Source organism: Amycolatopsis sp. MtRt-6 (assembly GCF_017308975.1).
Classification (GTDB): Bacteria; Actinomycetota; Actinomycetes; order Mycobacteriales; family Pseudonocardiaceae; genus Amycolatopsis.
Genome location: NZ_JADWPD010000020.1, coordinates 93,090 through 119,628, shown reverse-complemented (window position 1 = coordinate 119,628; position 26,539 = coordinate 93,090). Strand labels below are relative to the sequence as shown.

At 71.7% G+C, this 26,539-nt stretch carries 14 protein-coding genes; 10 read left to right on the top strand and 4 right to left on the bottom strand.

All coding sequences use genetic code 11. The annotated features are described in order from the left end of the window. Complete coding sequence (locus tag I4Q55_RS29985; protein WP_206792334.1) at window positions 1–2,217, bottom strand: tetratricopeptide repeat protein; 2,217 nt, start codon at window positions 2,215–2,217, stop codon at window positions 1–3. Window positions 2,218–2,264: 47 nt separating this feature from the next. Beyond that, the gene (locus I4Q55_RS29980) at window positions 2,265–4,232 is read right to left on the bottom strand and encodes a hypothetical protein (protein ID WP_206792332.1); all 1,968 of its coding nucleotides are present in this window, start codon (window positions 4,230–4,232) and stop codon (window positions 2,265–2,267) included. Window positions 4,233–4,447: 215 nt separating this feature from the next. Here I4Q55_RS29980 and I4Q55_RS29975 point away from each other — a divergent pair, with 215 nt between their 5' ends. From I4Q55_RS29975 to I4Q55_RS29945, 7 genes are all read left to right on the top strand, one after another. Then, a complete protein-coding gene (locus I4Q55_RS29975) occupies window positions 4,448–5,557 on the top strand; it encodes an ROK family protein (protein WP_206792330.1) in 1,110 nt (369 codons plus the stop codon). Between the two features lie 169 nt (window positions 5,558–5,726). After that, window positions 5,727–6,683, top strand: coding sequence for a carbohydrate ABC transporter permease (locus I4Q55_RS29970; RefSeq protein WP_206792328.1), 957 nt, complete (start codon window positions 5,727–5,729; stop codon window positions 6,681–6,683). Between the two features lie 10 nt (window positions 6,684–6,693). Next, a complete protein-coding gene (locus I4Q55_RS29965; protein WP_206792326.1) occupies window positions 6,694–7,542 on the top strand; it encodes a carbohydrate ABC transporter permease in 849 nt (282 codons plus the stop codon). Window positions 7,543–7,577: 35 nt separating this feature from the next. Next, complete coding sequence (locus I4Q55_RS29960) at window positions 7,578–8,891, top strand: ABC transporter substrate-binding protein (RefSeq protein ID WP_206792324.1); 1,314 nt, start codon at window positions 7,578–7,580, stop codon at window positions 8,889–8,891. An 8-nt stretch (window positions 8,892–8,899) separates the two neighbouring features. After that, the gene (locus tag I4Q55_RS29955; RefSeq protein ID WP_206792322.1) at window positions 8,900–13,306 is read left to right on the top strand and encodes an NEW3 domain-containing protein; all 4,407 of its coding nucleotides are present in this window, start codon (window positions 8,900–8,902) and stop codon (window positions 13,304–13,306) included. Between the two features lie 158 nt (window positions 13,307–13,464). Further along, window positions 13,465–15,315: an autotransporter-associated beta strand repeat-containing protein gene (locus I4Q55_RS29950; RefSeq protein ID WP_206792320.1), complete on the top strand. Its 1,851-nt coding sequence runs from the start codon at window positions 13,465–13,467 to the stop codon at window positions 15,313–15,315. Continuing rightward, window positions 15,312–16,640, top strand: a complete 1,329-nt coding sequence (locus tag I4Q55_RS29945) for a jacalin-like lectin (RefSeq protein WP_206792317.1) — start codon at window positions 15,312–15,314, stop codon at window positions 16,638–16,640. Before I4Q55_RS29950 ends, I4Q55_RS29945 begins: the two co-directional genes overlap by 4 nt. On the opposite strand, the gene I4Q55_RS29940 is transcribed toward I4Q55_RS29945, so the two are convergent. Both I4Q55_RS29940 and I4Q55_RS29935 read right to left on the bottom strand, forming a co-directional pair. Next, complete coding sequence (locus I4Q55_RS29940; RefSeq protein ID WP_206792315.1) at window positions 16,625–17,323, bottom strand: serine/threonine protein kinase; 699 nt, start codon at window positions 17,321–17,323, stop codon at window positions 16,625–16,627. The genes I4Q55_RS29945 and I4Q55_RS29940 overlap by 16 nt on opposite strands. A gap of 211 nt (window positions 17,324–17,534) precedes the next feature. After that, entirely contained in the window at window positions 17,535–21,581 is a 4,047-nt protein-coding gene (locus tag I4Q55_RS29935) for a family 43 glycosylhydrolase (RefSeq protein WP_206792314.1), read from the bottom strand. A 268-nt stretch (window positions 21,582–21,849) separates the two neighbouring features. Here I4Q55_RS29935 and I4Q55_RS29930 point away from each other — a divergent pair, with 268 nt between their 5' ends. The 3 genes from I4Q55_RS29930 (at window position 21,850) to I4Q55_RS50260 (ending at window position 26,517) form a co-directional block, all read left to right on the top strand. Further along, on the top strand, window positions 21,850–23,226 hold the full coding sequence (locus tag I4Q55_RS29930) for a glycoside hydrolase family 43 protein (RefSeq protein ID WP_242547003.1): 1,377 nt from the start codon (window positions 21,850–21,852) through the stop codon (window positions 23,224–23,226). 22 nt (window positions 23,227–23,248) lie between these two features. Further along, window positions 23,249–24,685 (top strand): RICIN domain-containing protein, encoded by a 1,437-nt coding sequence (locus I4Q55_RS29925; protein WP_242547002.1) that lies wholly within the window; start codon window positions 23,249–23,251, stop codon window positions 24,683–24,685. Window positions 24,686–24,765: 80 nt separating this feature from the next. Beyond that, the gene (locus I4Q55_RS50260) at window positions 24,766–26,517 is read left to right on the top strand and encodes a cellulase family glycosylhydrolase (RefSeq protein WP_206792311.1); all 1,752 of its coding nucleotides are present in this window, start codon (window positions 24,766–24,768) and stop codon (window positions 26,515–26,517) included. Window positions 26,518–26,539 lie beyond the last annotated feature (22 nt).

Below are 26,539 nucleotides of genomic sequence, written 5' to 3'. Positions count from 1 at the left end.
TCAACCGGGAGCTTCCAGCCACCGCAGCGTTTCGGCGAGCGACTCGTCGTCGCCGGCCTCGCGGAAGAGCCGCGCGGCCGTCTCCCAGGCCGATTTCGCCTCTTCGACCGAGCGCGCGGGCCCCAGCGCGAAGGCGAGGTTGAACCAGGCCATCCCTTCCGAGCGGTGGTCTCCGATCTGCCGGAAGTGGTGGATGGCGCGCTGATGCGCCTCGATCGCCTCGTCGAACCTGGACACCTGCCGCAGCACGGTGCCGAGGTTGGTCCCCGCCTCGGCTTCGCGGTACCGGTCTCCGGCGTCGCGGTGCATCTCCCCGGCCCGGGTGTACGCGTCGATCGCCTCGTCGAAGCGTTTCAGCTCGTTGAACACGTTGCCCAGGTTGTTCCAGATCTGCGCTTCGTGGTGCCGGTCATCGCTCTCCTGGGTCCAGCGCAACGCCTGCCGGTGGGCCTCGAGCGCCTCCTCGTGCCGCTGGGCCCTGAACAACGCCAACGCGAGGTTGGCCCAAGCGCGGCCTTGCCCGGCGTCGTCGCCCAGTGTCCGGCACAGGTCCAGGGTGTGGCGGTGCGCCTCGATCGCCTCGTCGATCCGGCGCTTGCTCAGCAGCGCGTTGCCGAGGTTGCTCCAGCTCGCGGCTTCGCCGGAGCGGTCACCTGTCTCCTGGAAGAGCGCCAGCGCCTGGCGATGGGCGCGGAGCGCGTCGTCGTGGCGCCGCGCCTGCTCCAGCGCGACGCCGAAGTTGTTCCAGGCGATGGCCGAGACCTGCGGGTCGCCGATGGCCGTTGCCGCTCGCGTGGCGTGGTCGGTGACGAGGAGCCAGTCGGTCAGGTGACGCTGCCACTCGAGGTACTCGGTCAGGTGAGTACCGATGAGGAAGGCGAACTCGTTGATGCCGAGCACGCGCGCGCCGACGACGGCGGCGGTCAGGTTCGCGCGCTCGGCGTCGAGCCACGCCAACGCGTCCCGCGGGTGGGGGAACCGCTCGCCTGGTTCACCCCCGAGCCCGCGGTCGGCCGCGATCACGGCGTCGATGTAGTACTGGAACAGCCGCGGAATGGCGGCGCCGGCGGCCTCCGGCGTCAGGTGGTGCTGGGCGCAGAGGTGGATCAGGTCGTGCAGCTGCCACCGGCCGGTCGGCGTCTGCTGCAGCAGCGACGCCGCGCGCAGGGTGCGCAGCCGGGCCGCGGCGGCGGCGGGCGAGGTGCCGGCCAGTGCCGCGGCCGCGTCCGTGGCGAAGTCGGGTCCGGGGTTGAGCGTCAGCAACGGGAGCATCGCGGCGGCGTCGGCCTTGCGCCGCCGGAGCCGGTGCCAGGACTGGTCGAACACGGCCGAGACGGTCTCCTCGCCGTGTTCCGTCCGGTGGACACCCGGCCCGTCGGCCGCGGTGAGTTCGGCGACCAGCTCGCCGACGCCCAGGCGGGGTTCGTCGGCCAGGACCGACGCGGTGATCCGGACGGCGAGGGGCAGCGCGCCGCAGATCGTCACCAGCCGTGCCGCGGCGGCGGGGTCCGCGGACAGCCGGGGGTCCTCGGGGTTCCGGTGCGCGAGGACCTGCGTCAGCAGCCGCACGGCGTCTTCGCCGGTCAGGACGTCCAGGTCGAACCGGTGCGTCCCCGGCAGGCCGAGGGTGTCCCGGGTCGTGACGAGCGCCTGGTGCGCGTGGTGCCGGGGCAGCAGGTCGCGCACCTGGTCGGCGGCGGAGGCGTTGTCGAGCACCAGCAGCACCCGCTGTCCGGCGTCGGCGAGCCGGTCGAGGACCTGGTGGTACACGGCGGCCTGCTCGTCGGCGGTCGGCGGGATGTCCGCGGCGGGGACGTCGAGGACGCGGAGCAGGGAGGCGAACACCTGCCGCGGCCGGACCGGCACGGAGTCGTAGCCGTGCAGGTCGACGAAGAAGACGCCGCCATCGAACCAGCCGCGTCCGAGCGCGTCGGCCGCGACGCGCCGGACCAGCGCGGTCTTCCCGACCCCGCCCATCCCGACGACGACGGCGGCACCGGTCCCGGCCTCCAGCAGGTCGAGCAGCCGCCGCGTCTGCGCGCCGCGGCCGACGAAGAGCTCGCCCGGGTCACCGGACAGCCTGGTCACGACGGCGGCGGGCCCGGGCACGGCGGCCTGCTGGACGATGTGCACGTCCCGCCCGACGGCACCGACCGCGATGCTGCCCGGCCCCGAGGCGGCCGCCGTCCCGGACAGCGTGGCTTCTTCCTCGTCCACCGACCGAGCGCTCCTCTCCGGACACGCCAGGTTAACGCAGCCGGACGTTACGGACGCGCCGTCAACCGGAGGATCGGCTCCCCGGCCGCGTCGCCCGCGGCATCGCCGACGACGACCGAAAAGCCCGGCGTCTCGATCTGCAAGCCTTCGGCCGTTTCCCGCACCGCGACGGCGAACGGGACGTCGTCGTGGGGGCCGTAGCGGACCGCGAAGACCGACGTGCCCGGCGGGGAATCCCGCAGCGGCCCCGCCAGGACGTGGTTCGTGTCCGTCACGCGGTGCCAGCCCGCGTCCGGGTTTCCGTAGCCGCGGGGGTCGTCGGCCAGGGAGAACGCCAGCTGCTCCTGCGTCAGCCCGATCGTCTCCGGGCTGTTGAAGCTCGTCCGGCCCGCTGGGGGGTTGACCACCCGCAGCGCCGCTCCCGACGTGATGGCCATGCTGCCCGCGAAGAGCGTGCCGCCCGTCTCCAGGACCGCGCCGGGCTTGCCCAGGTCGAACGGTGCCCCGCCCGGCGAAGCCACCGTGACGATCTTGCGCTGTCCCTCCGAGGTTTCCTCGACGTACGGCAGCCCCGCGAGGAAGTCGCATCCCTCGGCCGGGACCACCGCGACCAGCGTCGTCCGCCGCGGCTCGACCACGCACAGCTGCCGGACGCTCAGCATCACCTGCTCGCGGGTGACCACCGCCTTGGTCACCAGCCGGGCGACGACGTCGCCGTCGGAGGCGTCGCCGACGCGCAGCGGGCCGAGTGCGCGGGTGAGCAGCGTCCGGGGGCCGTCGTCGTACCCGAGGACCGGGCCGATGCCGTGCTGGCCCGCCACGACGGACTCGATCACCACGGCGCGGCCCGCGTCGATCAGGTACGGCGTGTGGCTCGCGGTCAGCGACACGGACGCGGCGCGGTGGCGCAGCGAATACGGCGTGGTGACGGGAAACGACGAGGACGGGTGCCAGCTGCTGCCGTCCTGGTACAGCCACACCGTCGTGAACGCGAAGTGCCCGCTCGGCGCGCCGGTCCGGGCCGCCGGGTAGTAGGCGACGCGGCGGTCGGCCAGGTAACGGCCCAGGTCGGTCGCCAGGTGCGCGCTGAAGTAGCGGAGGCCGAGCAAGCCCTCCGCGCCGCAGTGCTGCTCGCTGTAGCGGGGGCCGCCGTAGTCGAAGCCGCGGGCCGACAGCCGGCAGTCGAGGTGGCGGGCGAGCTCCGCGCCGTCGTCGAGGAACAGGCGGTCGGCCGTGACGCGGTGGGCCTGGGCCAGGAAGGACAGCGAGATCGGCAGGTAGTTCTGGTCGTGGCCGGCGCCGTGCTCGGCCGGCAGCGCGAACCCGCGGTCGGTCACCCGCGACGGGCGGATCACGTCGGTGTAGAGCCGCATGGCCGCCGTGGTGACGCGTTTGCCTTCGCGCTCACGGGAAACCCCGTCGAGGTGGCGGCCGAGCATCAGGCCCGCGACGATCGCGCCGAGGGCCTGGTTGCCCGTCTGCTGGGGGTTGAACATGCTCGCTTCGGTCAGCCACCGCCAGTACCCGAGCGCCAGCTCGGTCACCTCGGCGTACCGGTCACCGGCGAGCAGGCCCGCGCCGAGCTCCAGGACGTTGACCGCGTGCAGCATCGCCCACACCGTGCTCGGCCAGTCGCCGAAGGGGTGTTCGCCCTCGCCGGGCATGTACCTCGCGTACGGCAGCCCGCTGTCGCGGACCCGCAGGAACGGCTCGCCGGGGTTGTCGCGCCGGAACACCCGGTGCGTCAGGAAGAAGTCCAAGCCCCGGCGCACCGCGTCGGGCAACGCCGGATCGCCGGACGCCTTGCGCTGCCACGCCAGGCAGAGCAGGGAGATCACGCCGAGACCCATGTCGCCGACGTCGTCGTCGGCCGCGGGGTCCTCGAAGTTGCCGTCGGGCTGCTGCGCGGCGAGCGCGTCGGCGGCGGCCGCGGCCAGGACCGCGTCGAGGCGGCCGGGGTCGTCGGGCAGGTCGTGCGAGCTCGCGTGCTGGCTCGGCAGCAGGATCGGATCCATCCGCTTCGCAGCCTCCCTGCCGTCCTGGGCTTCGGACCGGTCGACGTGGTCGGAAAGCGCTTTCCTGACCCTTGCCCTCGGTGGCCCGGAAAAACGATGATGCGGCTGGGACCCGCACTTGGTTAAGTAGTAAACAAACGAACTCCGGCGTTGTCAACGGGCGCGGGACGGGCGAGGCGCATTCGACAGTTTCACCGAGGCGAAAGCAGGTGCAGATGGCGAAATCGGGCATCGGCGACCGGGCCGGCGAGGTCTTCGCCGCGCTGGCCGCCGCCGGTCAGGCCACCCGGCCGCAGCTCGCGGTGGCGTGCGGGCTGTCGAAGCCGACGGTCTCCCTGGTGATGGCGGAACTGGAGGCCGCCGGGCTCGCCGAGCGCAGCGGCAGCTCGTCGGGCGCCACCGGGCGGACCGCGGCGGTCTACCGGCTGGGGCCCCGCGCCGGGTACGTGCTGGCCGTCGACCGCGGCTCGACGCAGGTCGCGCTGCGGGCGACCACGCTCGGCGGTGAGCTGCTCGACGAAGACCACACTGCGCGGCCCGCCTCCGCGGCCGCCATGGTGGCGGCCGTGCTGCGCCGGGGGAGCGGGCGGGGGCCGCTCCGCGCCGTCGTGGTCGCGGTGTCCGATGTGGTCTCCCCGCCCGGCCGCGGCGAGCCGGCGACCATGGCGCGGATCTCCGCCGCGGTGGCCGCGCTCGGGCTGCCCGCCGGCGCGCCCGTGCACACCGAGAACAACGTCAACTGCGCGGCCATCGCCGAGCTCGCCGAAGGGGCGGGCCGTGACCACGACAGCTTCGTGTTCCTGCAGGTCGGCGTGGCGATCGGGGCGGGTGTCGTGCTCGGCCGCCGGCTCGTGCGCGGGGCCAATGGCGCGGCGGGGGAGGTCGCCCGGCTGGCCTACCCGTGGGCGGACGACCGGCCGCCGGTCCGCGACGCCCTGGAAGCGCGGCTCGGCTCGCGGGCGCTGCTGCAGCGTGCCCGCGGACGCTGGGCGGGGCGCCCGGACCCGGCGCCGCGGACGGCTGCCGCGCTGTTCGCGCTGGCGGAGAAGGGCGACGCCGTCGCGCTCGAGATCGTCGCCGAACACGCCGAGGCCGTGGGCAACCTGGCCGCGTCGATCTGCGCGGTCGTCGATCCGGGCCTGGTCGTGCTGGGCGGCGGGGTCGGCCGGAACAAGCTGCTCCGGCCCGGGGTCGTCGCCACCGTCGACCGGCTGAGCTGGCCGGCCGAGGTCGTCGTGAGCGAGCTGGGCGCCCGCGCGACCGTGCTCGGGGCCGCGCACCTGGCCAGGGAACGAGGCATCGACGCGGTGCTGGCGGAAGGGTGAACGACCGGCCGTTGACAGCGGCCGAGCACGCTGCCTAGAGTGCCGAGAAAGCGCTTCCAGCTCCCTGGGACGGAACCACTGGAACCGCGTGCGTCGGAAGAAGTGCCACGGCAGCCGCGCCGATTTTCAGGAGCGCTGCCGGTCCACGCTGGAGTCCCGGGAGCAGCCGATGTCAGCCGAAGCAGCAACGCACCCCGTCGAGGCCGGGAGCGCGCCGACGGCGAAACCCGCGCCCGTCCGGCGCCGCCGGAAGCGGCACAAGGACAACGGCGCCGCCTACGCCTTCCTGACGCCGTGGTTCCTCGGGATCTTCGGGTTCGTCCTGGTGCCGATGGGGTATTCGCTGTACCTGTCGCTGACGAAGTTCGACCTGCTGAGCTCGCCGCAGTGGGTCGGCTTCGACAACTACCTGGCGATGTGGCAGGACGAGAAGTTCCTGCACTCGGTCCAGGTCACGCTCACCTACGTCGTCACGTCGGTGCCGCTCAAGCTCGCGGCCGCGCTCCTCGTCGCCGCGGCGCTCAACCGGGGCCTGCGCGCGCTGGGGTTCTACCGCTCGGTCTTCTACCTGCCGTCGCTGCTCGGCGCGAGCGTCGCCGTGTCGGTGATGTGGCGGCAGATCTTTTCGCAGCAGGGCCTGCTGAACCAGGTGCTCGGCATCTTCGGCATCCGCGGCGCGGACTGGATCGGCGACCCGCGGTTCGCGCTCTGGACCATCGTCCTGCTCTCGGGCTGGCAGTTCGGCACGCCGATGCTGATCTTCCTCGCCGGGCTGAAGCAGATCCCGAAGGAGCTGTACGAGGCCGCGGAACTCGACGGCGCCGGCCGGGTCCGGATGTTCTTCCGGATCACCGTGCCGATGCTGTCGCCGGTGATCTTCTTCAACCTGGTGCTGGAGACGATCAACGCGTTCCAGACGTTCACCCCGGCCTACGTCGTCAGCGGCGGGCTGGGCGGGCCGATCGACTCGACCATGCTGTACACGCTTTACCTCTACCGCAAGGGCTTCTCGAGCCTGCAGATGGGCTACGCCTCGGCGATGGCGTGGGTCCTGTTCGTGGTGATCGGCCTCTTCACCGCGCTCTACTTCGCGTCTTCGCGGCGCTGGGTCACCTACGCGGACTGAAAGGACCGAAATGGCCGTCAACGTCAAGGCACCGGCGAAGACCCACTGGCGCGCGCACGTGGTGCTGCTCGTCGCGGTCGTCGTGATGATCTACCCGCTGGTGTGGCTGGTCGGGGCTTCGTTCAAGCCCGAGAACCAGATCTTCAGCACGCTCGACCCCATCCCGTGGCACTTCACCTTCGACAACTACCTCAGTGGCTGGACCGCGACGGGGACGTCGTTCACCGTCTACCTCGCGAACTCGGCGACCATCGCGGTCTGCGTGGTGATCGGCAACATCGCGTCCTGCTCGCTCGCCGCCTACGCGTTCGCGCGGCTCGACTTCGCCTTCCGCAAGATCTGGTTCGGGCTGATGCTCGGCACGCTGATGCTGCCGTTCCAGGCGACGATGATCCCGCAGTACACGATCTTCTACAAGCTGAACTGGATCAACACGTTCCTGCCGCTGGTGGTGCCGCAGCTGCTCGCCTGCGACGCGTTCTTCATCTTCCTCATGGTGCAGTTCATCCGGGGCATTCCCCGCGAACTGGACGAAGCGGCGGCCATCGACGGCGCCGGGCACGTCCGCGTCTTCTTCTCGGTGATCCTCCCGCTCCTGCGCCCGGCCCTGCTGACCACCGCGGTCCTGACGTTCATCTGGACGTTCAACGACTTCCTGCGCCAGCTCGTCTACCTGTCCGACAAATCCCGGTACACGGTCCCGCTCGGCCTCAACTCCTTCATCGACCGGGCGAGCGGGTCCAGCTACGGCGGAATGCTCGCGATGTCGGTCGTCACCCTCGTGCCGACGGTCGTGGTGTTCCTGATCTGCCAGAAGCGGCTGGTCGACGGCGTGGCCAACACCGGCATCAAAGGCTGAACCCCGAACTCCAGCAGAAAGAAAGTGAGACCGCCATGGCACAGCACCTGTCCAGGAGGGGGTTCCTCGGGATCGCCGGGGCGGGGGTGGCTTCGGCCGCGCTCGCCGGCTGCGGTTTCGCGCCGCCCAGCACCAGCGGGTCCGGCGGCGGGAACAACGCCCTCACCTTCCGCTGGTGGGGCGGCAACGCCCGCAACGACGCCTACCAGAAGGCGGTGAAGATCTTCACCGAGAAAACGGGGATCGCCGTCACCACCCAGTACTCCGGCTACGACGGGTACTTCGACAAGCTGAACACCGAGTTCGCCGGCGGCAACCCGCCCGACATCTTCCAGATGGACACCGCCTACGTCAGCACCTACGCGAACCGGAACGTGCTCACCGACCTGGGTGCGTTCATCCCGGGCACGATCGGGCTGGACACCCTGTACGCGCCGGTGCGCGGGGCGGGCGCGGTCAAGGGCAAGACCTACGGCGTTCCGTCCGGCTCCGGCAACGCCCCGGTGCTCTACGACAAGTCGGTGTTCGACCAGCTCAAGATCACCCCGCCCACCAGCGACTGGACGTGGCAGGACTTCGGCACCCTCGCCGGCGAGATCTCCAAGGCGTGGGGCCCGAACAAGTACGGCGCGCTGGACGCCTCGAAGGACGACTCGGGCGCACTGCAGCCGTGGCTGCGCCAGCGCGGCAAGGACCTCTACACGCCGGACCAGACCCTCGGGTTCGGGCCCGAAGACCTGACCGAGTGGTTCACCTTCTGGGACGGCCTGCGCAAGTCCGGCGCGATCTGCCCGCCGACCATGCTGAGCAACACCGACGCGGCGACCGGCAACCACCCGCTGATCACCGGGCAGATCGCGATGACCACCGGCTGGGGTCTCGCCCAGATGCAGCCGCTGACCCAGCACGAGCTGAAGCTGGTCGTCGTGCCGCGCGCGAACGGCAAGACCGGCCAGGCCCTGTCCGGCGGCGTGCTGCTCTGCATCCCGGTGAAGAGCAAGAACCCGGAGGGCGCGGCCAAGCTGATCAACTTCTTCCTCAACGACGACGACGCGATCAAGACGATGAAGCTCCAGCGCGGGCTTCCGCCGTCGGACAAGGCGAAGAACCTCCTCGCCCCGACCGCCACGGCCCCCGAGAAGGCGGACATGGAGTTCGGCGAGTACGTGGCCGCGGAGGTCGCCAAGGACGGACTGCCCACCGCGCCGACCGCGCCCCCGGGCTACGGCGACGTCAAGACCGCGCTCGACTCGGCGGCCAAGCAGATCGCGTTCGGCAAGCTGTCGATCGCGGCCGGCGTCACGCAGTTCTTCAGCGACGCCAAGAACGCCCTCGCCAACGCCAAGTAGGGAGCAGCGTGCGCATCACGGCCGTGCGGGGCACCGATCTGTTCGTCGGCTCGGCCGCCGCGGCCCGCCAAGTGGTCAGAGTGACCTTGAGCGGCTTTTCGGGGGCTCCGGGTGGCGAAGCCCCCGGCCCGGGGCGGAGCCCCGGATGTCACAGCGGGCCGCGGGCCCCGGTGCGGATCCGCGTCGAAGGCAAGCGGGTCTTCACGCCCGAGCCGGTTCTCGCCGACATCGTTCCCGACGGCGTCACGGTCGAAGTCGGCGTGGTCTTCCAGGCACCGGAAGGCTCGGAACACCGGGTCACCGTGGTCGCGGAGTCGGCCGGGCAGCGCGTCACGGCGGAGGCCGACCTCGTCGTCGCGGAAACCGGCTGGACGATGTGGATGGTCTCGCACTTCCACTACGACCCGGTGTGGTGGAACACCCAGGCCGGCTTCACCGACACCTGGCTCGACCTGCCGCTGGCGCAGGAAAAGCGGATGAACTTCCAGCGGTCGGCGTTCGACCTCGTCCGCGCGCACCTGGAAGCCGCCCGCGACGACGAGGACTACCGGTTCGTGCTCGCCGAGGTCGACTACCTCAAGCCGCACTGGGACGCCTTCCCCGGCGACCGCCACGACCTGCGCCGGTTCCTCCGCGACGGCCGGATCGAGCTGGTCGGCGGCAACTACAACGAGGCCAACACGAACCTGACCCACCCGGAGTCGACGATCCGCAACGCCGTCTACGGCGTCGGCTACCAGCGGGACGTCCTCGGCGGCGACCCGCGCTCGGCGTGGATGCTCGACGTGTTCGGCCACGACCCGGCCTACCCCGGGCTGATGGCCGACGCGGGCCTGGAGTCGAGCGCCTGGGCGCGTGGGCCGTGGCACCACGTCGGGGCGAAGCGGCACACCGGTGACATCGGCCGGATGCAGTTCCCGTCGGAGTTCGAGTGGATCTCGCCGAGCGGGCGGGGCCTGCTGACCGCCTACATGGCCGACCACTACGTCGCCGGCTGGGGCATCGAGCGCCAGGACACCCTCGAAGAGGCGATGGAGGAGGCCTACCGGCAGTTCAGCACGCTGCGGCAGGTGGCCGCCACGCGCAACGTGCTGCTGCCGGTCGGGCACGACCACAACATCCCCTCGCGGTTCTGCACCGAGATCCACCGCACCTGGAACGCCCGGTACGTCTGGCCGCGGTTCGTCGTCGGCCTGCCCCGCGACTTCTTCGCCGCGGTCCGCGCGGACGCGGCGGCGCGCGGCACGGCGATCAGCGTGCAGACCCGGGACATGAACCCGGTCTACACCGGCAAGGACGTCTCCTACATCGACACCAAGCAGGCCCAGCGCGCCGCGGAAGTGCTGGTGCTCGACGGCGAACGGGCGGCCACCCTCGCCGCCCTGCTCGGCGCGCGGTACCCCCACGAAGCCCTCGACAAGGCCTGGCGGCAGCTGGTCTACGGCGCCCACCACGACGCGATCACCGGCACCGAATCCGACCAGGTCTACCTCGACCTCCTCACCGGCTGGCGCGAAGCGGCCGACCGCGGCGGCGAGGTCATCGAAGGCGCGATCACCGAGCTGGCCCGCCACGCCGACACGACCGGCGACGGCGTGCCCGTCCTCGTGCTCAACACGCTGTCCTGGACCCGGGACGCGATCACGACGGTGACCGTGACCCCCGGGACCACGGGCGCGCGGGTCGTCGACCCGGACGGCCGTGGAGTCCCGGCGGTCACCGACGCGGTGGCGTACCACCCGGACGGCTCACTCGCCGAACTCACGCTGACCTTCCTCGCGACGGCCGTGCCCGCACTCGGGTACCGCGTCTACCGGGTCGTCGACGCGGCTGACGTCCCACCCGGGTGGACGGTCCGGCCGGGGCCGCCGTCGATCGAGAACGACGTCTTCGCCGTCGAAGCCGACCCGGCGCGCGGGGGTGCGCTCAAGCGCGTCCACGACCGGCGCAGCGGCCGGGACCTGCTCCGGGACGGCGGGCTCGCCGCCGGACTGGTCGTCCAGGACGAGCACGCCGAGCACCCCGTGTGGGGCGAGGGCCCGTGGCACCTGCTGCCGAAGGGCCCCGGCCACGGCCCGGGCGCGGCGGACGTGGCCGTCGAGACGAGCCCGGTGGGGGAGCGGCTCGTCGCGATCACGACGCTGGACGACCTGCGGATCACCCAGCGCACGACGCTGTGGCACGGGGTGTCCCGAGTGGACGTGCGCACCGAGGTCGACGGTTCGCTCGGGCAGGACCGGCTCCTGCGGGCCCGGTTCGACTTCGCCGTCCCGGGTGCCCTTCCGGTGGCCGAGGTCGGCTTCGGCGCGATCGGCCGGTCGTTCGGCTTCCCGGACGTCGACGCGGCCGAACACCTGTGGACCCTCGACACGCCGGCCCACACCTGGGCCGGGCTGTCGGCGACCGCCCGCATCGCGCTCGGCCACGACGACGGCACCCGCGCCACGCACGCCATGGGCGTCGCCGAAGTCGTCGAGCCGCTCACCCCCGGGCCCGAGGTCCGGGAACTGGTGGCGGCACTGGCCGCGAAGGGCGTCACGGCGACGTGCACCCGCCCCGGCGGCCGGCGCTACGGCGCTCTCGACGCCGACTCGAACCTGCCCGACGTCCGGATCGTCGTCGGCGCGGACAACCCGTACGCCGCCGAAGTCCTCGCCGCCGCCGAGCCCGGCTACCGGGACGCCCTGAAACGCCACGGCCGGGTGTTCGTCCCGGCGACCCGGACCCGGCGCGAAACCTGGGTACCCGACGCCGACCTGCGCGGCCTCCGGGACCTGCCGGTCGTCATCGTCGACGACGTCGAGGCCGCCATCGCCGAGCTACGTGCGGACGCCGCCCTCGCCGTGCGGGTCCCCGACGGCCTGGCCGGCACCGCCGAGCCCGCCGACAGCTACTCGGTCGCCGTCGTCAACCACGGCACGCCCGGGTTCGTCGTCGACCCGGGCGGCACGCTGCACCTGTCGCTGATGCGCTCGTGCAGCGGCTGGCCCAGCGGGGTGTGGATCGACGGCGACCGCCGGACCGCGCCCGACGGCTCCAGTTTCGCCTGGCAGCACTGGACCCACACCTTCGACTTCGCGATCGTCGCCGGGGAAGGCGACTGGCGGGCCGCCGGGTTCCCGCGTGGCGCGCAGGAAGCCGCGCACCCGCTCCGGGCACGTCCGGTGCCCGCCGGCGAAGGCGCGCTGCCGGCCACCCTGAGCCTGATCGCGGTCGAACCGGCCGAAGTCGTGCTGACGGCGGCGAAACCCGCGGGCAACCCCTTGGCCTCGGGTTCGGAGATCCCGCCCGCGGACGCGATCACGTTGCGGGTCTACGAATCCACCGGGTCGCCCGCCACCGCGTCGATCGCGCTCCACGGCGGGATCCGGTCGGCCTGGCGCACCGACCTCCTCGAAGAGCGCGGTGAGCCGGTCGACGTCGACGACGGACGCGCGCGCGTCGAGCTGGGCGCCGCGGACGTGGCGACCCTGCGGCTGGAACCCGCCGTCCGCTGGGGAACCGGCCGGGAGCTCGCCACCGCGTCGATCGCGCTCCACGGCGGGATCCGGTCGGCCTGGCGCACCGACCTCCTCGAAGAGCGCGGTGAGCCGGTCGACGTCGACGACGGACGCGCGCGCGTCGAGCTGGGCGCCGCGGACGTGGCGACCCTGCGGCTGGAACCCGCCGTCCGCTGGGGAACCGGCCGGGAGCTCGCCACCGAACCCGTGCAGCCGGTCCACACGCGGTACTGGCTGCACAACGAAGGCCCGGCACCGGTCGGCAACCTGCCGGTGAGCGTGCACGTGACGCCGACGCGGGCCAAGCTCGACGACGGGCGGGCCCGGTTCGACGTCACGGTGAGCTGCAGCGGCCGCCCGGCTCGCGGCCGCGTCGCACTGGAGCTGCCGCCGGGGTGGCGGGTCGAGCACGGCCCGGACCTGGCTTACGACCTGGCGCCGGGGGAGCACGCGACGACCGCGGTCGAGGTGCGGGGGCCGGAAACGCCCGGCCGGTACCTGGTCGCCGCCCGGATCACCGACGACGGCGGGCAACTCCTCGAAGACACCGCCGAAATCCTGGTCGGGGCGCCACCGCCGCGCGACGACCTGGTCGACGTCGGACTCCCGCCCGGCCCGATCGTCCTGGGCCCCGGCGGGCGTGCCGAGCTGACGGTGTCGGTGACGAACCTGGCCCAGAGCGAGATCCGGGGCGGGATCGCGGCGATCAGCCCGTTCGGCACGTGGGCGGACGCGGTGACGATCGGGCCGCGGGCCCAGCCGTTCCGGCTCGCCGCCGGGGCGCGGGCGACCGTGCCGGTCACCGTCCGCGCGGGACACACCGCGCGGCGTGGGGCGCACTGGTGGGTCCTCGTCCGCGTGACCGCCCACGGGCGGCTCGCGTACAGCCCCGCCGTCGAAGTCCGGATCGAGTGAATTCGTCGAATTCTCGGTATTTCCGCAAAAGAACAGGTTACTGCCCGGCGAATTACTCCGGACGCTCCTTGACCGGCGACCGCCGGGCGCTGATCATTCCCGCAGCGAATTCCCCCGCGCGCTTTTCCTGCGGCGCGGGCCTTTCCCAGGAGAACCAGTTGAGCATCGCTCCCTTGGACCGGCGGACCTTCCTGCGCTGGTCCGCGCTCGTCCCTGCCGTCGCCGCCCTGCCCGCCGTGCTGGGCGTGCCCGCCTGGGCGGAGGCGACGACGGCCTTCGTCGACACCTACCGCACGAACGTCCCGGCCAACAAGACACCGGAGACCAACGCGGCGGTGCGGATCCTGAGCGGGATGCAGCGCGTGTGGCGCACCGGGTCCACATGGGACAGTGGGGTCGTGCTCGACGCGGCCCTGCTGCGCGCGAACGTCCGGCACTGCGTCGCCGTGACCCGGGCCCGCACCGACGCCGAAGCGAAGCGCGCGTTCGTCTACGACCGCCAGCACCAGTCCTACGCCGCCATCGGCGGCCTCGGCCCCCTGGCCGAGCTCTACCGCAGCGGCGCCAAGGCCGTCACGAGCATCACCGCGGCGCCCGACGGCACCCCGCCGGCGAAGATCGACGACGCCGTCCCGGCGAACGCGCCGGCGGGCTCGGCGCTCGGCGCCGGTTCACACGACTCGGAACTCGGCCTGGTGGCCACGCTCGTCGACACCGTCCGCGGCACCTTCGCCTCCGGCAACCCGAGCAAGGCCGCCTACCAGTATCCGCGGCCGTGGCGGCTGACCGCGGACAGCCGGGTCGAGGACACCGGCCGGGTCGACGCGCTCGGCTTCCCGGTCTACCGGTCGGAGGTGGTCGTCGCACCGCAGCTGCTGCGGCAGCGCAGCACGACCCCGGCCGAAGACGGCGGCTACCCCAGCGGCCACACCAACGCCTTCCACCTGGCCTGCCTCGCGCTGGCCTACGCGGTCCCGGAGCGGTTCCAGGAGCTGGTTGCGCGGGCCTACGACCTGTCCGACACGCGGATCGTCGCCGGGATGCACTCGCCCGTGGACGTCATCAGCGGCCGGACCCTGGCCACCGCGCTCACCGCGGCGACACTGGCCGATCCGGCGAACGCCACGCTGAAGGCGGCGGCGCGCGAACAGGCGCTGAAGTACTTCACCACGCAGACCGGCACCACGCCCGACACGCTTTACGCCCGGGCGCACACCGGCGCCGACGAATACGGCGACCGCCGGGCCAACGCCGCGATGATCGCCCGCCGGGCCACCTACGGCCTGCCCGACCGGCCCACGCGTGCCGCGATGCAGGTCCCGAAGGGCGCCGAGGTGCTCCTCGAAACGCGCCTGCCGTACCTCGACGCGGCCCAGCGGCGGGAAGTCCTGCGCACGACGGCGTTCCCGGCCGGGAACCCGCTGCTCGACGGCCCCGAGCTCTGGGGACGGCTGAACCTCTTCGCCGCGGCCGACGGCTACGGCGCGTTCGACACGAACGTCCGCGTCACGATGGACTCCGGCCGCGGCGGGTTCAGCGCGAACGACAGCTGGCACAACGCCATCGGCGGCGACGGCGGGCTCGTCAAGGCGGGCACCGGCACGCTGACGCTCGCGGGCGCGAACAGCTACCGCGGCGGCACCCGCGTCGAGGCGGGCACGCTGATCGCGGCGACGCCGGGCGCGCTGGGCACCGGCACGGTCGAGCTCGCCGGCGGCACGCTGCGCGTGTCCGGCCTCCGCGCGGGCGGCTACCACCAGACCGGCGGCACGCTGTCCGTCGCCGCCGGACCGGCCCTGGTCGTGCGCGGCGACGCCACGCTGGAGCGCGGCAGCGTCCTGGAGCTGCGGATCGACGGCTCCTGCCCGTGGCACGAGGTCGACGTGCTGTGCGCGCGGCGGCTGCGTGGCCGGTTCGCCGCCATCCGAGTCGACCGCCCGGGCCACCGGGTGGTTCCGCGTTACAAGTCCACCGGTTTGTCCGTCCGAATCCTGCGGGAGTTCTCGTGAGAAAACGCATCGCCGCGTTGGCCGTCGCTGCCACATTGTCCACAGTGGTCAGTCCGGCGGCCGCGCACGCGGCCGACGGCGGCGGCAGCTTCTCGGTCCTGGCCTACAACGTCGCCGGCCTGCCGGAGATCATCTCCAGCGCGCCGACGCCGCGTGAGCCCGCGACGACCGCGATCGGGCAGCGGATCGCCCCCTACGACGTCGTGCACGTCCAGGAGGACTTCAACTACCACGCCAGGCTCTACGCGGCCGACAACCACCCGTACCGCACGCCCACCAGTGGCGGCGCGGGCATCGGCAGCGGGCTGAACACGCTGTCCTCGCTGCCGTACGACGTCGACGACTTCGAGCGCGTCCGCTGGAACTCCTGCCAGTTCGACTCGGGTGACTGCCTGACCCCGAAGGGCTTCACCTTCATGCGGGTGCGGCTGGCCGAAGGCGTGTACGTCGACTTCTACAACGCGCACACCAACGCCGGGACGAACGACGGCGACCAGGCTTCGCGCGCGTCGAACCTCGCGCAGCTGACCGCGTTCATCAAGTCGCACTCGGCGGGCAACGCCGTGGTCGTCATGGGTGACACGAACACGCGCTACACCCGCGCCGCCGACACGATCGCCCAGTTCGGGGCGGACAACGGCCTGACCGACGCGTGGGTGAAGCTCGTGCGCGGCGGCGTCGCGCCGGCTCCGGGCAGCCCGGCGCTGGTGTGCGACCCGCAGGCGGTCACCAACGACTGCGAGGTCGTCGACAAGGTGCTCTACCGCGGCAGCAAGCTCGTGAACCTCGACGCGAACTTCTACAACAACGAGCACGCGAAGTTCCTCGACGACCAGGGCCGGATGCTGTCCGACCACGACCCGATCACCGTGCGCTTCACCTGGACGCGCAACCCCGCGCTGCAGCTGTCGGACCAGTTCGGCGGCCCGCACGGCGACTACTTCACCGACGTCCCCGCGGTGCCGGCGAGTGCCCGGGTGCGGACGTGGTCGCTGCGCAGCGGCAACCGCGTCGACCAGGTCGGGGTGACCCTGGAGAACGGCACCACCCTGACCCACGGCGGCTCGGGCGGAACGGCGCAGTCGCTCACGCTCGGCACCGGCGAGTACGTCACCACGGCGACCCTGTGCCAGGGCAAGTACAACAACACGACCCGGATCTTCTCGGCCCGGTTCACGACCAACCTCGGCCGCGTCCTGGCCGGCGGCTCGACGACCGGCGACTGCGCCACCCGCACGGCCCCGGCCGGCTGGCAGCTCGCCGGCTTCCACGGCCGCACGGGCAACGAGGTCGACAAGATCGGGTTCGTCTACACGCAGCGGTAGTCGCCCGCGACGCCCCTCGGCGCCCCGTGGTCCGGAGCCGGTTCCGGACCACGGGGCGTCACGCTGTTCAGCAGCTCTTCGGCGACGGCCATGGTGGGCCGCGCGGTGGGATCGGGGTGGAGCAGGTGCACCACGGCCTCGGTGAGCGGGTGGCGCTGCTCGCCGCCGACCGCGGCGTACAGCGTGGCGCCGAGGGAGTACACCTCGGCCGGGAAGTCGGGGAAGCCGCCGTCGAGCACCTCGGGCGCGAGGAAGGCACGCAGGGCCCGCCCGCCGCCCACGATCCCGGCGTGCCCCTCGGCGGAGATGACGACGTGGTCCGGGTCGACGGCGGCGTGCAGGACGCCGTCGTCGTGCGCGGCGGCCAGTTCGGCGGCGAGCCGGGCCCCGAACCGGGCGACGAGCCCGGGGGCGAGCGTGCCCTGCTCGCCGAGCAGCTCGGTGAGCGTCCGCGCGCCGGGGTACTCGAGCACGAGGTAGGTGGTGCTGTCCTGGTCGACGACATCACAGATGGCCGCCCGCGGCGCGGGGATGGCGGGCACCGCGGGCGGCTCGTCGAACAGCGGCTTGACGGCGACGATCCGGTCGAGCCGTTCGTCCTGGGCGTGCCAGACGACGGTGCCTGGCCCCGCGGGGCCGAGCAGCCGGTACCGGTCGCCGATCAGTGTCCCTTCACGCGCCACGTCGTCGTCCCTCCGCGTCGTCCACCGTCCTGAAGGGAGATACGGCCGGAAAGCGGATCCGGTTCGCTCGATCGCCGCGATTTCCCCCAGCCGGGTGGACGGCCCGGCCCCCAGCGCCCCAATGTGGCCTTCGGTGCGTTGAACGCACCGAAGGCCACATTGGGTGCGTTGAACGCAACCAAGGCCACATTGGGGCGCTTGCCTGCCGGACCTACTTTAGCGGTCGCACGCTCCCCAGCGTCGGAACCACCTTCGCGATCAGCCCGTCGGCACCGAACCGCAGCCGGTCGAGCGTCACCTCCCGGTGCGTGCCGTCGCCGCCCGGGATCGCGAACCGGTGGTAGGCGATGTACCACTCGTCCTTGCCCGGCACCTGCACGATGCTGTGGTGCCCCGGCCCCAGGATCCCCAGCGACGGGTCCTTCTCCAGGATCACGCCCCGGTTCACCAGTCCCGCGCCCAGCGGGCTCGTCGCCGTCGCGTAGCCGACGCGGTAGTTCTCGCTGCCCGTGTCGTCGATCGACCACGTCAGGTGGTACGTGCCGGCGCGCTTGGTCATGAACAGCCCCTCGCGGAAGCCGTCGAGGCCGGTCAAGCGGGTGATCTTCGCCGGGTCGTACGACGTCAGGTCGGCGTTCAGCGGCACGACGTAGGCCTCGCCGTTGCCCCAGTACAGGTACGTCTGCCCGTCGTCGTCGGTGAACACCGCCGGGTCGATCGCCTGGCCGCCCGCCGGGTTGGCCGCGATCAGCGGCTTGCCCAGCACGTCGGTGAACGGACCGGCCGGGGAAGAAGACACCGCCACGCCGATCTTGGCGTCCGCGCAGAAGTAGAAGTAGTACTTGCCGTTCTTCTCCGTGATCGTCGGCGCCCACGCCCGGCTGTCCGCCCAGGACACGTCCGGGCCGAGGTCGAGGATCTTCGGGTGCCGCGTCCAGGTGACGAGGTCCTTGCTCGACCACGCGTCGAACGTCGTGCCCGACCAGCCGGGGAAGCCGTCCGTTGTGGCGTAGATGTAGTACGTGTCGCCGAAGCGGACGATGTTCGGGTCGGCGTTCAAGCCGGGCAGGACCGGGCTGTTCATCACCACCGCGCTGACCGTCCACGTCCGCCGCTGCCAGCCGGCGCCGACGACCGAATAGCCCACCGGGCCGGTGAAGTCCTGCCGCGACCCGTTGTGCGGGAACACCTGCGTCCCGTCGGCCACCTGCAGCACCGGCGCCAGCCGCCGCACGTCCGTGCCCGGCTTCACCGGCAGGACGATCGTGCCCTTCGCGCTGTCGATGATCGCCGGCACCTTGAGCGAGTCGAGCGTCACCGAGCCGACGGCCGTTTCGTTGCCCGGCGCGCCGAGCACCTCCTTGGCGCTCAGGCCGCGGTTCCACACGGTGAACCGCCGCATCTTGCCCTGGAAGTACTTGTCGGCGCCGTACGCCGAGCGCCCGAGGTAGTTCGACGTCGTGATGCCCGCGCCGAGGTCGCCGGGCTTCGCCGTGACACCGTCCACACGGGACACTTCGACGCCGTTGTCGTACAGTCGCGCCGTCCCGTTCGCCAAGGTGTACGTCAGCGTGTGCCAGGCGCCGCGGGTCAGCGCCCGCTTGCTGTCGGCGTTCTGCTCGGTCGACCAGTTGCCCGCGGCGATCGCGGCCCGGTAGGTGTCGCCGGTCGCGAACAGGTAGCCGTCACCGGCGTTGTCCGTGCTGTTGCCCAGGTTCCACAGGAAGTACGGCGTCTGCTGGCCGGGGTCGACCCACACCTGCGCCGACACCGTGATCCCGCTCAGGCCGCTCATCAGGTTGTTCGGCAGGGCGACGTACCCGTCCTTGCCCGCGAAGGACAGCCCGTCCGCCGAGCGCGTGACGCCGCCGTGCATGGTGGCGTCCCGTCCGTTGCCGGAGACGTCGGCGACCGTGTCGCCGGAGCCGGCGGCGAGGTCGTAGTCGGCGACGACACCCTTCTTGCCGGCCGTCACCGGCGGCGGGCCCTGCCGCAGCCGGGCCAGCTCCGCCTTCGTCACCGGCAGCACCGTGCCGTGCCGCGGGCTCTTCGGGAGCTGGTACTCGGCCGGGATCGTCCAGTTCGGCTTGGCCAGGGAGTCGGTGACGAACGGGACGTACCCGCGGCGCGGCGTCTCGTCCATGAAGGCGTAGATCTTGTTGCTGTCGTTGGCCTTGAACACCGTCGGGCCCTCGACCCAGTCGGTGCCGAGCTTCGTGCGGATGCAGTCGCCGACGAGCTCCCAGTTGCGCGGCTTCGTCGTCGGGAGGTCGACCGCGCGCAGGTTCTTCGACCGCTCCAGCACGATGTCGCGCTCGCAGGAGCCGATGACCTTGCCGTCGGTGGTCAGCCGGTAGTAGTAGTCGCCGTCCTTGATGACCGTGGAGTCGATGACGCCGTCACCGGGATCGTTCCACACCTGGGGCTTGCTGAACGTGCGGAAGTCGCGGGTGGTCGCGTACATCATCCGCGGGTACGTCGAGCCGGTGTGGTCGACGTCGGTGGGGGAGTAGGGGCTGGTGGCCCAGTAGACGACGTAGGCGCCGATCGCCGGGTCGTAGGTGGCCTCGGGCGCCCACGTCATGCCGGCCGTGTCGTCGGAGACCCGGACGTGCCGCTGGTTCGACCAGGTCACCAGGTCGGTCGACTCCCAGATCTCCAGGTACTGGCTGCCGTGCCGCTGCGCCTGGTCCCAGCCGCGGCCGTCGTTGATCTGCAGGTCGGTGGCGACGATGTAGAACCGGTCGCCCTCCGGGCTGCGGACGATGAACGGGTCGCGCACGCCGGTCTCGCCGTAGTTCGAGCGCAGGACGGGCTTGCCGCCGTTGAGCTCGTCCCAGTGCAGCGGGTCGTTGCCGCGGCTGGCCGCGAAGTGGATCTGCTCGGTGTCCTGGGTCGCCTCGCCGGTGAAGTAGGCGAACATGTAGCCCTCGAGCGCTTCCTTCTTCGGCAGCGGCAGCACGGTGAGGGTGAACGCGCGTTCCGCCGTCGCCGAACCCTTCGTCGCGCGGACCGTCAGCCGCGCCTTCGCCGGCCGCGAACCGGTCGCGGGCCGGGTCACCTCGCCGGTGGCGGTGACGATCCGGGGGTCGTGGCTGCGCCAGGTCAGCGTGACGTCGCGGGCGCCCTTGACCGGCAGCGTGATGTTGCCGCGGATCGCGTCCTGGTCCGGGATCACGAGGTCCTTGAGCGCGGCGTCGACCTTCTGCCGGTCGGTGATGTCCTGCAGCACCGTGACGGTGAAGGCGCGGCTCGCGCTCTGGCCGGCATAGGAGACGGCCGCCGTCAAGGTCACCGTCGCGTTGCCGGCACCGGGCGCGGGCCGCGTCACCACACCGGTCGTGGAGACCACGGCCGGGTTGCTCGACGACCAGGCGATCGCCGAACCGCCGGCGCCCGTCCGGGGCAGGGTGAGGTTGTCGGTGACGGCGGAGGTGTCGCCGAGGGTGAGGGCGGCCGCGTCGGCCGTCGCGCGCCCGGCGGCGGTGCGCTCGCCGAGGGCGCGGGCTTCGTCGGCGGTCACCGCGCGGTCGTAGACGCGGAAGTCGCGGACGTTCCCCTTGAGGTACTTGTCGCCGTCGTAGACCGACCGGCCCAGGTAGCCGGCGGTCGTGGTGCCGCCGCCGATCGAGCCGGGCGTGATCGTGACGCCGGTCTTGCGGGCGGCTTCGATGCCGTCTTCGTAGAGGATCGCGGTGCCGCCGCCGAGGGTGTAGGTGATCGTGCGCCAGCTGCCGCGCGCGAGGTTGCGGCCCGCGCTCGCGGTCTGCTCGGTGGACCAGTTGCCGGAGGCGATCGAGCCGCGGAAGGAGTCGCCCGTGGTGAACAGGTAGCCGTTCCCGGCGCCACCCGTCGTGTTGCCCATGCCCCACAGGAAATACGGTGTCCCCTGGTCGGCGGCGATGTTGACCTGAACCGAAACCGTGATGTCCGTGAGACCTCGCATCAGGTTGTCCGGCAGCCGGACGTGCCCGTTCGTGCCGCCCAGGCGCAGGCCTTCGTCGCCTTGCCACGACGTGTCGCCGCTGACGCCGGCGTTGCGCCCGTGGCCGGAAGCGTCGGGCACGGTGGTGCCGGAGCCGCCGGTGAGGTCGTAGCGGACGACCAGGCCGTCGTCCAGGGCCGCCGCGTGGCCGGAAGCGGCGAGCGCGGTGGTGGACGCCGCGGCCACGGCCAGGGTGGCGAGGACCGCGGTCAGCGGGCGGGACCGCCGGAAGAACTTCGGCGACGACGTCGTCGCCGAAAGTCGAACGGGCATACCGGTTCTCCAGGAGCTGGGCGCCGACGGGCGCGGGAAAGGGTGATGCGGCTGATTCCGGGACCTGGGAACGGTCGCCGAGCGCGGAGTGAGCGCTAACATAGCTGCCGATCCCCGCGGGGTCAATTGGCTGTTTTGCCTGGTGGTGTCCCGCGTCCCGACGATCGGCCCCTTGACACCCCGTGGCGCGGGTCACCTACACTACGACCGCTTGTTAGCGCTAACAATCCGTTTGTGCCCGGTGCTCGACGACGAGATGGGTGGGACGATGATCAGTCGACGTGGACTGATGACGGGCGCGGCGGGAGCCGCGGTCGCCGGCGTGCTCGGCGGCACCGCACTGGCGCGCGCCCAGGCCGCCGGCGCGTACGTCATGGCGTACTTCACCGAGTCGCCGTCCATGGCGGGCGCCGACTACGGGCTGCACCTGGCGGTCAGCACCGACGGCCTGGACTGGCTGCCGCTCAACCAGAACAACCCGGTGGTGACGCCGACGGCGGGCACCGGCGGGCTGCGCGACCCCTTCGTGCTGCGCAAGCAGGACGGCCGGTTCGTGGTGCTGGCGACCGACCTCAAGGGCACCGACTGGTCGCTGCAGAACCAGTACGTCCACGTCTGGGATTCCGCGGACCTGCGCGGGTTCACCGGTTACCGCCGGATCAAGCTGCACTCGATGGCCACGCACAGCTGGGCGCCGGAGGCGTTCTGGGACCCGACGCGCAACCAGTACGCGATCATCTACTCGGCGGCCTCCGGCGGCCACGACGTCATCATGGTCAACTACACCACCGACTTCACGACGGTGAGCGGGCCGCAGGTGTTCTTCGACCCCGGCCACGCGACGATCGACGGGACGATGGCCACCATCGGCGGCGTCAACTACCTGTACGTCAAGAACAACACGAACAGCACGCTGGTCGGCCAGCGCTCGGCATCTTTGGCTCCGGGCAGCTTCACCACCTACAAGACCGGGATCTCACCCGGGCGCGGCGTCGAGGCGCCGCAGATCGTCCCGGCGGCGTCGGGGAACCGCTGGTACCTCTGGGGTGACACCTGGAGCCCCAACGGCCGGTTCTTCTGCTGGGAGACCACCGACGTGGCCGCCGGGAACTGGACGCTGCTGAACGACCGCGCCTACACGCAGCCGCTGAACTCCAAGCACCCCGGCATCACGCCGATCACGGCCGCGGAGCGGTCCGCCCTGGTCGACCGCTGGGGCGCCCCGGCGTGGCGGCGGCTCAAGTCCTACAACTTCCCCGGCAGCTACGTCCGGCACGCGAACTCCGTGGGCCGCATCGACGCCTACCCGTTCGACCCGTACCAGGATCAGCTGTGGAAGCTCGTGCCCGGCCTGGCGGACGCGGCCGGCGTGTCGTTCGAGTCGGTCAACTACCCGGGCCGCTACCTGCGGCACTACAACTACGAGCTGCGCCTCGCCGCGAACGACGGCTCGGCGACGTTCAAGGCCGACGCCACCTTCCACCAGACGGCGGGGCTCGCCGACGCGAGCTGGTCGTCGTTCCGCTCGCACAACTTCCCGGACCGCTACGTCCGGCACTACTCCTCCGTGCTCCGGATCGACCCGCTGGGCACGGCATCCTCCACTGTGGACAAGCAGGACGCGACTTTCCGCGTCGGCTACTGAACCCCTTCGCGAAGGAGTTTCAATGCTACGACGACGTGGCGCGGTGTTGTCCCTGCTCGTGCTCGCCACCCTGCTGCTCGGCGCGCCCGGTGCGCACGCCGCGCCGGTGACGGTGACCAACGGCAGCCAGTTCACCGACACCTCCGGCGCGCTGGTGCACGCCCACGGCGGCGGGATGCTCAAGGTGGGCGCGTACTACTACTGGTTCGGCGAGAACCGCAACGCCGACGACACCTTCCGCGCGGTCTCGGCCTACCGCTCGACCGACCTGAAGACGTGGGAGTTCCGGGGCGACGTGCTGACGCAGTCGTCGGCGGCCGAGCTGGGCCGGGCGAAGATCGAGCGGCCGAAGGTCATCTACAACAGCTCGACCGGGCAGTACGTGATGTGGATGCACAAGGAGAACGGCGACGACTACGCCGAAGCCCGCGCGGCCGTCGCCACCTCCTCGACGGTCGACGGGAACTACGCCTACCGCGGCAGCTTCCGCCCGTTCAACGCCCACATGTCGCGGGACATCACGCTGTTCAAGGACGACGACGGCACCGCGTACATGGCGTCGGCGGCCCGCGAGAACGCCGACCTCAACGTCTACCGGCTCACCGCCGACTACACCGGCGTCGCCGCGCTGGTGCAGACGCTGTGGCCCGGCTCGTACCGTGAGGCGCCGGCGATGTTCAAGCGCGACGGCGTCTACTTCCTGCTCACTTCGGGCGCCACGGGCTGGCAGCCGAACCAGCAGAAGTACGCGACGGCGTCCAGCGTCACCGGCACGTGGAGCGGGCTGGCGAACATCGGGGACGCCACCGGTTTCGGCAGCCAGACCGCGTACGTGCAGCCGGTGCAGGGCACGCAGGCGACGTCCTACCTCTACCTCGGCGATCGGTGGGCGGGTGCCTGGCAGCGTCCGGTCAACGAGTCGCGGTACGTGTGGCTACCGCTCTCGTTCCCGAGCGCCACGACGATGTCGATGAGCTGGTACCCCAAGGTGAGCATCGACGCGGCGACCGGCGTCGTCGCGGGCGCCGGCACCGGCAGCGCGTACGAGACCTTGGTGGCCCGGCACAGCGGCAAGTGCGCGGACATCCCGAGTTCGTCCCGGAACGACGGCGTCGCGCTCACGCAGTACACGTGCAACAACGGCGGGAACCAGCAGTGGAGCGTGCTCGACCTCGGCGACGGCTACGTCAACCTGATCGCGCGGCACAGCGGGAAGTGCCTCGGCATCGCGGGTGCCTCGACGGCGGACGGCGCGGCGGCGGTGCAGAGCACGTGCACCACGGGCACGAACCAGCAGTGGCAGGCACAAGCCGTCAGCGGCGGGTATGTCCGGTGGGTGGCGCGCCACAGCGGGAAGTGCCTGGACGTCGTTTCGGCGTCGACGGCCGACGGTGCCGCGGTCAAGCAGTACCCGTGTACCGGCGTGACCAACCAGCAATGGCAGCGGAAGGCGGCCTGAACGGCTCCTTTCGGCCCTTGACGACGGGGTGACCGCTCGGTAACTTTTTGCGAAACTCCTTCACGTTTGGGGCCGCCATCATGCGCATGCTCGTGGCTTTGCTCACCGCCGTGGCGATGACTTCCGGCGTCGTCGCCTCCGCTGCCGCCGAAGACGTTCCGCAGCGCCGGCTGACGGTACGCGGCTCGGCGTTCGTCGACGAGTACGGCCGCGAAGTGGTCCTGCGCGGCTTCAACGTCTCGGGCGAGGTGAAGCTGGCAGAAAACGGTTTCCTGCCGTTCGCCAACACGGCCGACGCGCGTCGCTCGGCCCAGGCGATGCGGGCGCTCACCGGCGCGAACGCCGTGCGCATCCCGATCGCCTGGGCCGGCACGCAGCCGGTGCGCGGGCCGGTGAACACGCAGTACCTGGCGAAGCTGACCGACCAGATGAAGGCGTTCCTGGACGAGGGCTTCACCGTCCTGCCGGACTTCCACCAGGACCTGTTCTCCCGCTACCTGTTCAACCGCGGCAGCTGGTACACCGGCGACGGCGCGCCGAAGTGGGTCGTCGACCTCGGCGGCTACCCCGCGGAGAGCTGCGGCATCTGCGCGCACTGGGGCCAGAACATCACGCAGAACGCGGCGGTCCAGGACGCCACGAAGGACTTCTGGCGCAACAACCGCGGCATCCAGGACGAGTTCGTCGGCCAGGCCGTCCAGACGATGACGTACCTGCGGACCAACCTGAGTGCCGCGCAGTTCGCGGGCATCGCGGGCATGGACCCGTACAACGAGCCGTTCGCCGGGCGGTACGACTCGGGCCAGGACAGCAAGGCGTGGGAGCAGAACGTGCTGTGGCCGTTCTTCAAGCGGTTCCGCGCCGCGATGGATTCCGCCGGCTGGCAGGACAAGCCCGCGTTCGTCGAGCCGAACATGTTCTGGAACTCCAACATCTCCTTCCAGCTGCACCCCGGCGGCTTCCAGGACACCGGCGTCATGGGCCCGCGGTACGTGTTCAACACGCACTTCTACGACCAGCTCGCGCAGTCCGGCGTGTTCATGCCGGGCAAGGCGGGCGACGGCCAGTACAGCGCGACCTTCGGCACGGTCCGCGACCGCGCGACGGCGCTGGGCACGACGGCGATCGTCACCGAGTTCGGCCACCCGATGACCGGCTACACCTCGGACAAGACCCCGACCGTGGACAAGGCGATGTACCAGGCGCTGGACTCGCGGGTGTCGGGCGCGAACTGGTGGCGCCAGCCGGCGCAGTCGGGCCCGGTGCTGTCGGCGACGCAGTGGCAGTGGGACATCTACAGCGGCCGCCACCACGAGCTGATGAACGACAACCCGGACAAGGTCAAGACCGAAGGCGACGCCTGGAACGGCGAGGACTTCTCGGCGGCCCGCACGGCGGACGACGGGACGGTCCAGCTCCGCCAGGACGCCCGCCTCCTCGACCGCCTCTACCCGGCGGCGGTCGCGGGGCACACGCTGGCGTTCACGTACGAGGACCGCTCCCGCGACGGCAGCCAGACCCTGACGTGGAACCAGATCCCGTCGACGATGCCGGCCACGGCGGCCCTGACGGGCACGGGACGCTACGGAGTTCTGGTGTGGCAGGGGACGGCCGCGGGCGCCCCGACGGAGCTGCACGTCCCGGCGGGCATGACGCCGACGGTGGTGACGGACCTGCCGTCGGCGACCCGGGTGGGCGACCGCCTGCACCTGCCGGCGACCCCGGGCCTGCACTACGCGCTGATCGCCGAGCCGTCGGCGGCCCCGACGGCGGCCCAGCTGGCGGCGGTCCGCGCGGAACTGGCGGCGTGGGCGCCCACAGCGGTGAAGTAGCCGGGTGGTCCCCACGCGGAGT

Coding starts and splice junctions, on each gene's coding strand:
- I4Q55_RS29930 (WP_242547003.1), top strand. CDS start 21,850: ATGATCAGTCGACGTGGACTGATGACGGGCGCGGCGGGAGCCGCGGTC.
- I4Q55_RS29975 (WP_206792330.1), top strand. CDS start 4,448: ATGGCGAAATCGGGCATCGGCGACCGGGCCGGCGAGGTCTTCGCCGCG.
- I4Q55_RS29965 (WP_206792326.1), top strand. CDS start 6,694: ATGGCCGTCAACGTCAAGGCACCGGCGAAGACCCACTGGCGCGCGCAC.
- I4Q55_RS29980 (WP_206792332.1), bottom strand. CDS start 4,232: ATGGATCCGATCCTGCTGCCGAGCCAGCACGCGAGCTCGCACGACCTG.
- I4Q55_RS29925 (WP_242547002.1), top strand. CDS start 23,249: ATGCTACGACGACGTGGCGCGGTGTTGTCCCTGCTCGTGCTCGCCACC.
- I4Q55_RS29970 (WP_206792328.1), top strand. CDS start 5,727: ATGTCAGCCGAAGCAGCAACGCACCCCGTCGAGGCCGGGAGCGCGCCG.
- I4Q55_RS29960 (WP_206792324.1), top strand. CDS start 7,578: ATGGCACAGCACCTGTCCAGGAGGGGGTTCCTCGGGATCGCCGGGGCG.
- I4Q55_RS29935 (WP_206792314.1), bottom strand. CDS start 21,581: ATGCCCGTTCGACTTTCGGCGACGACGTCGTCGCCGAAGTTCTTCCGG.
- I4Q55_RS50260 (WP_206792311.1), top strand. CDS start 24,766: ATGCGCATGCTCGTGGCTTTGCTCACCGCCGTGGCGATGACTTCCGGC.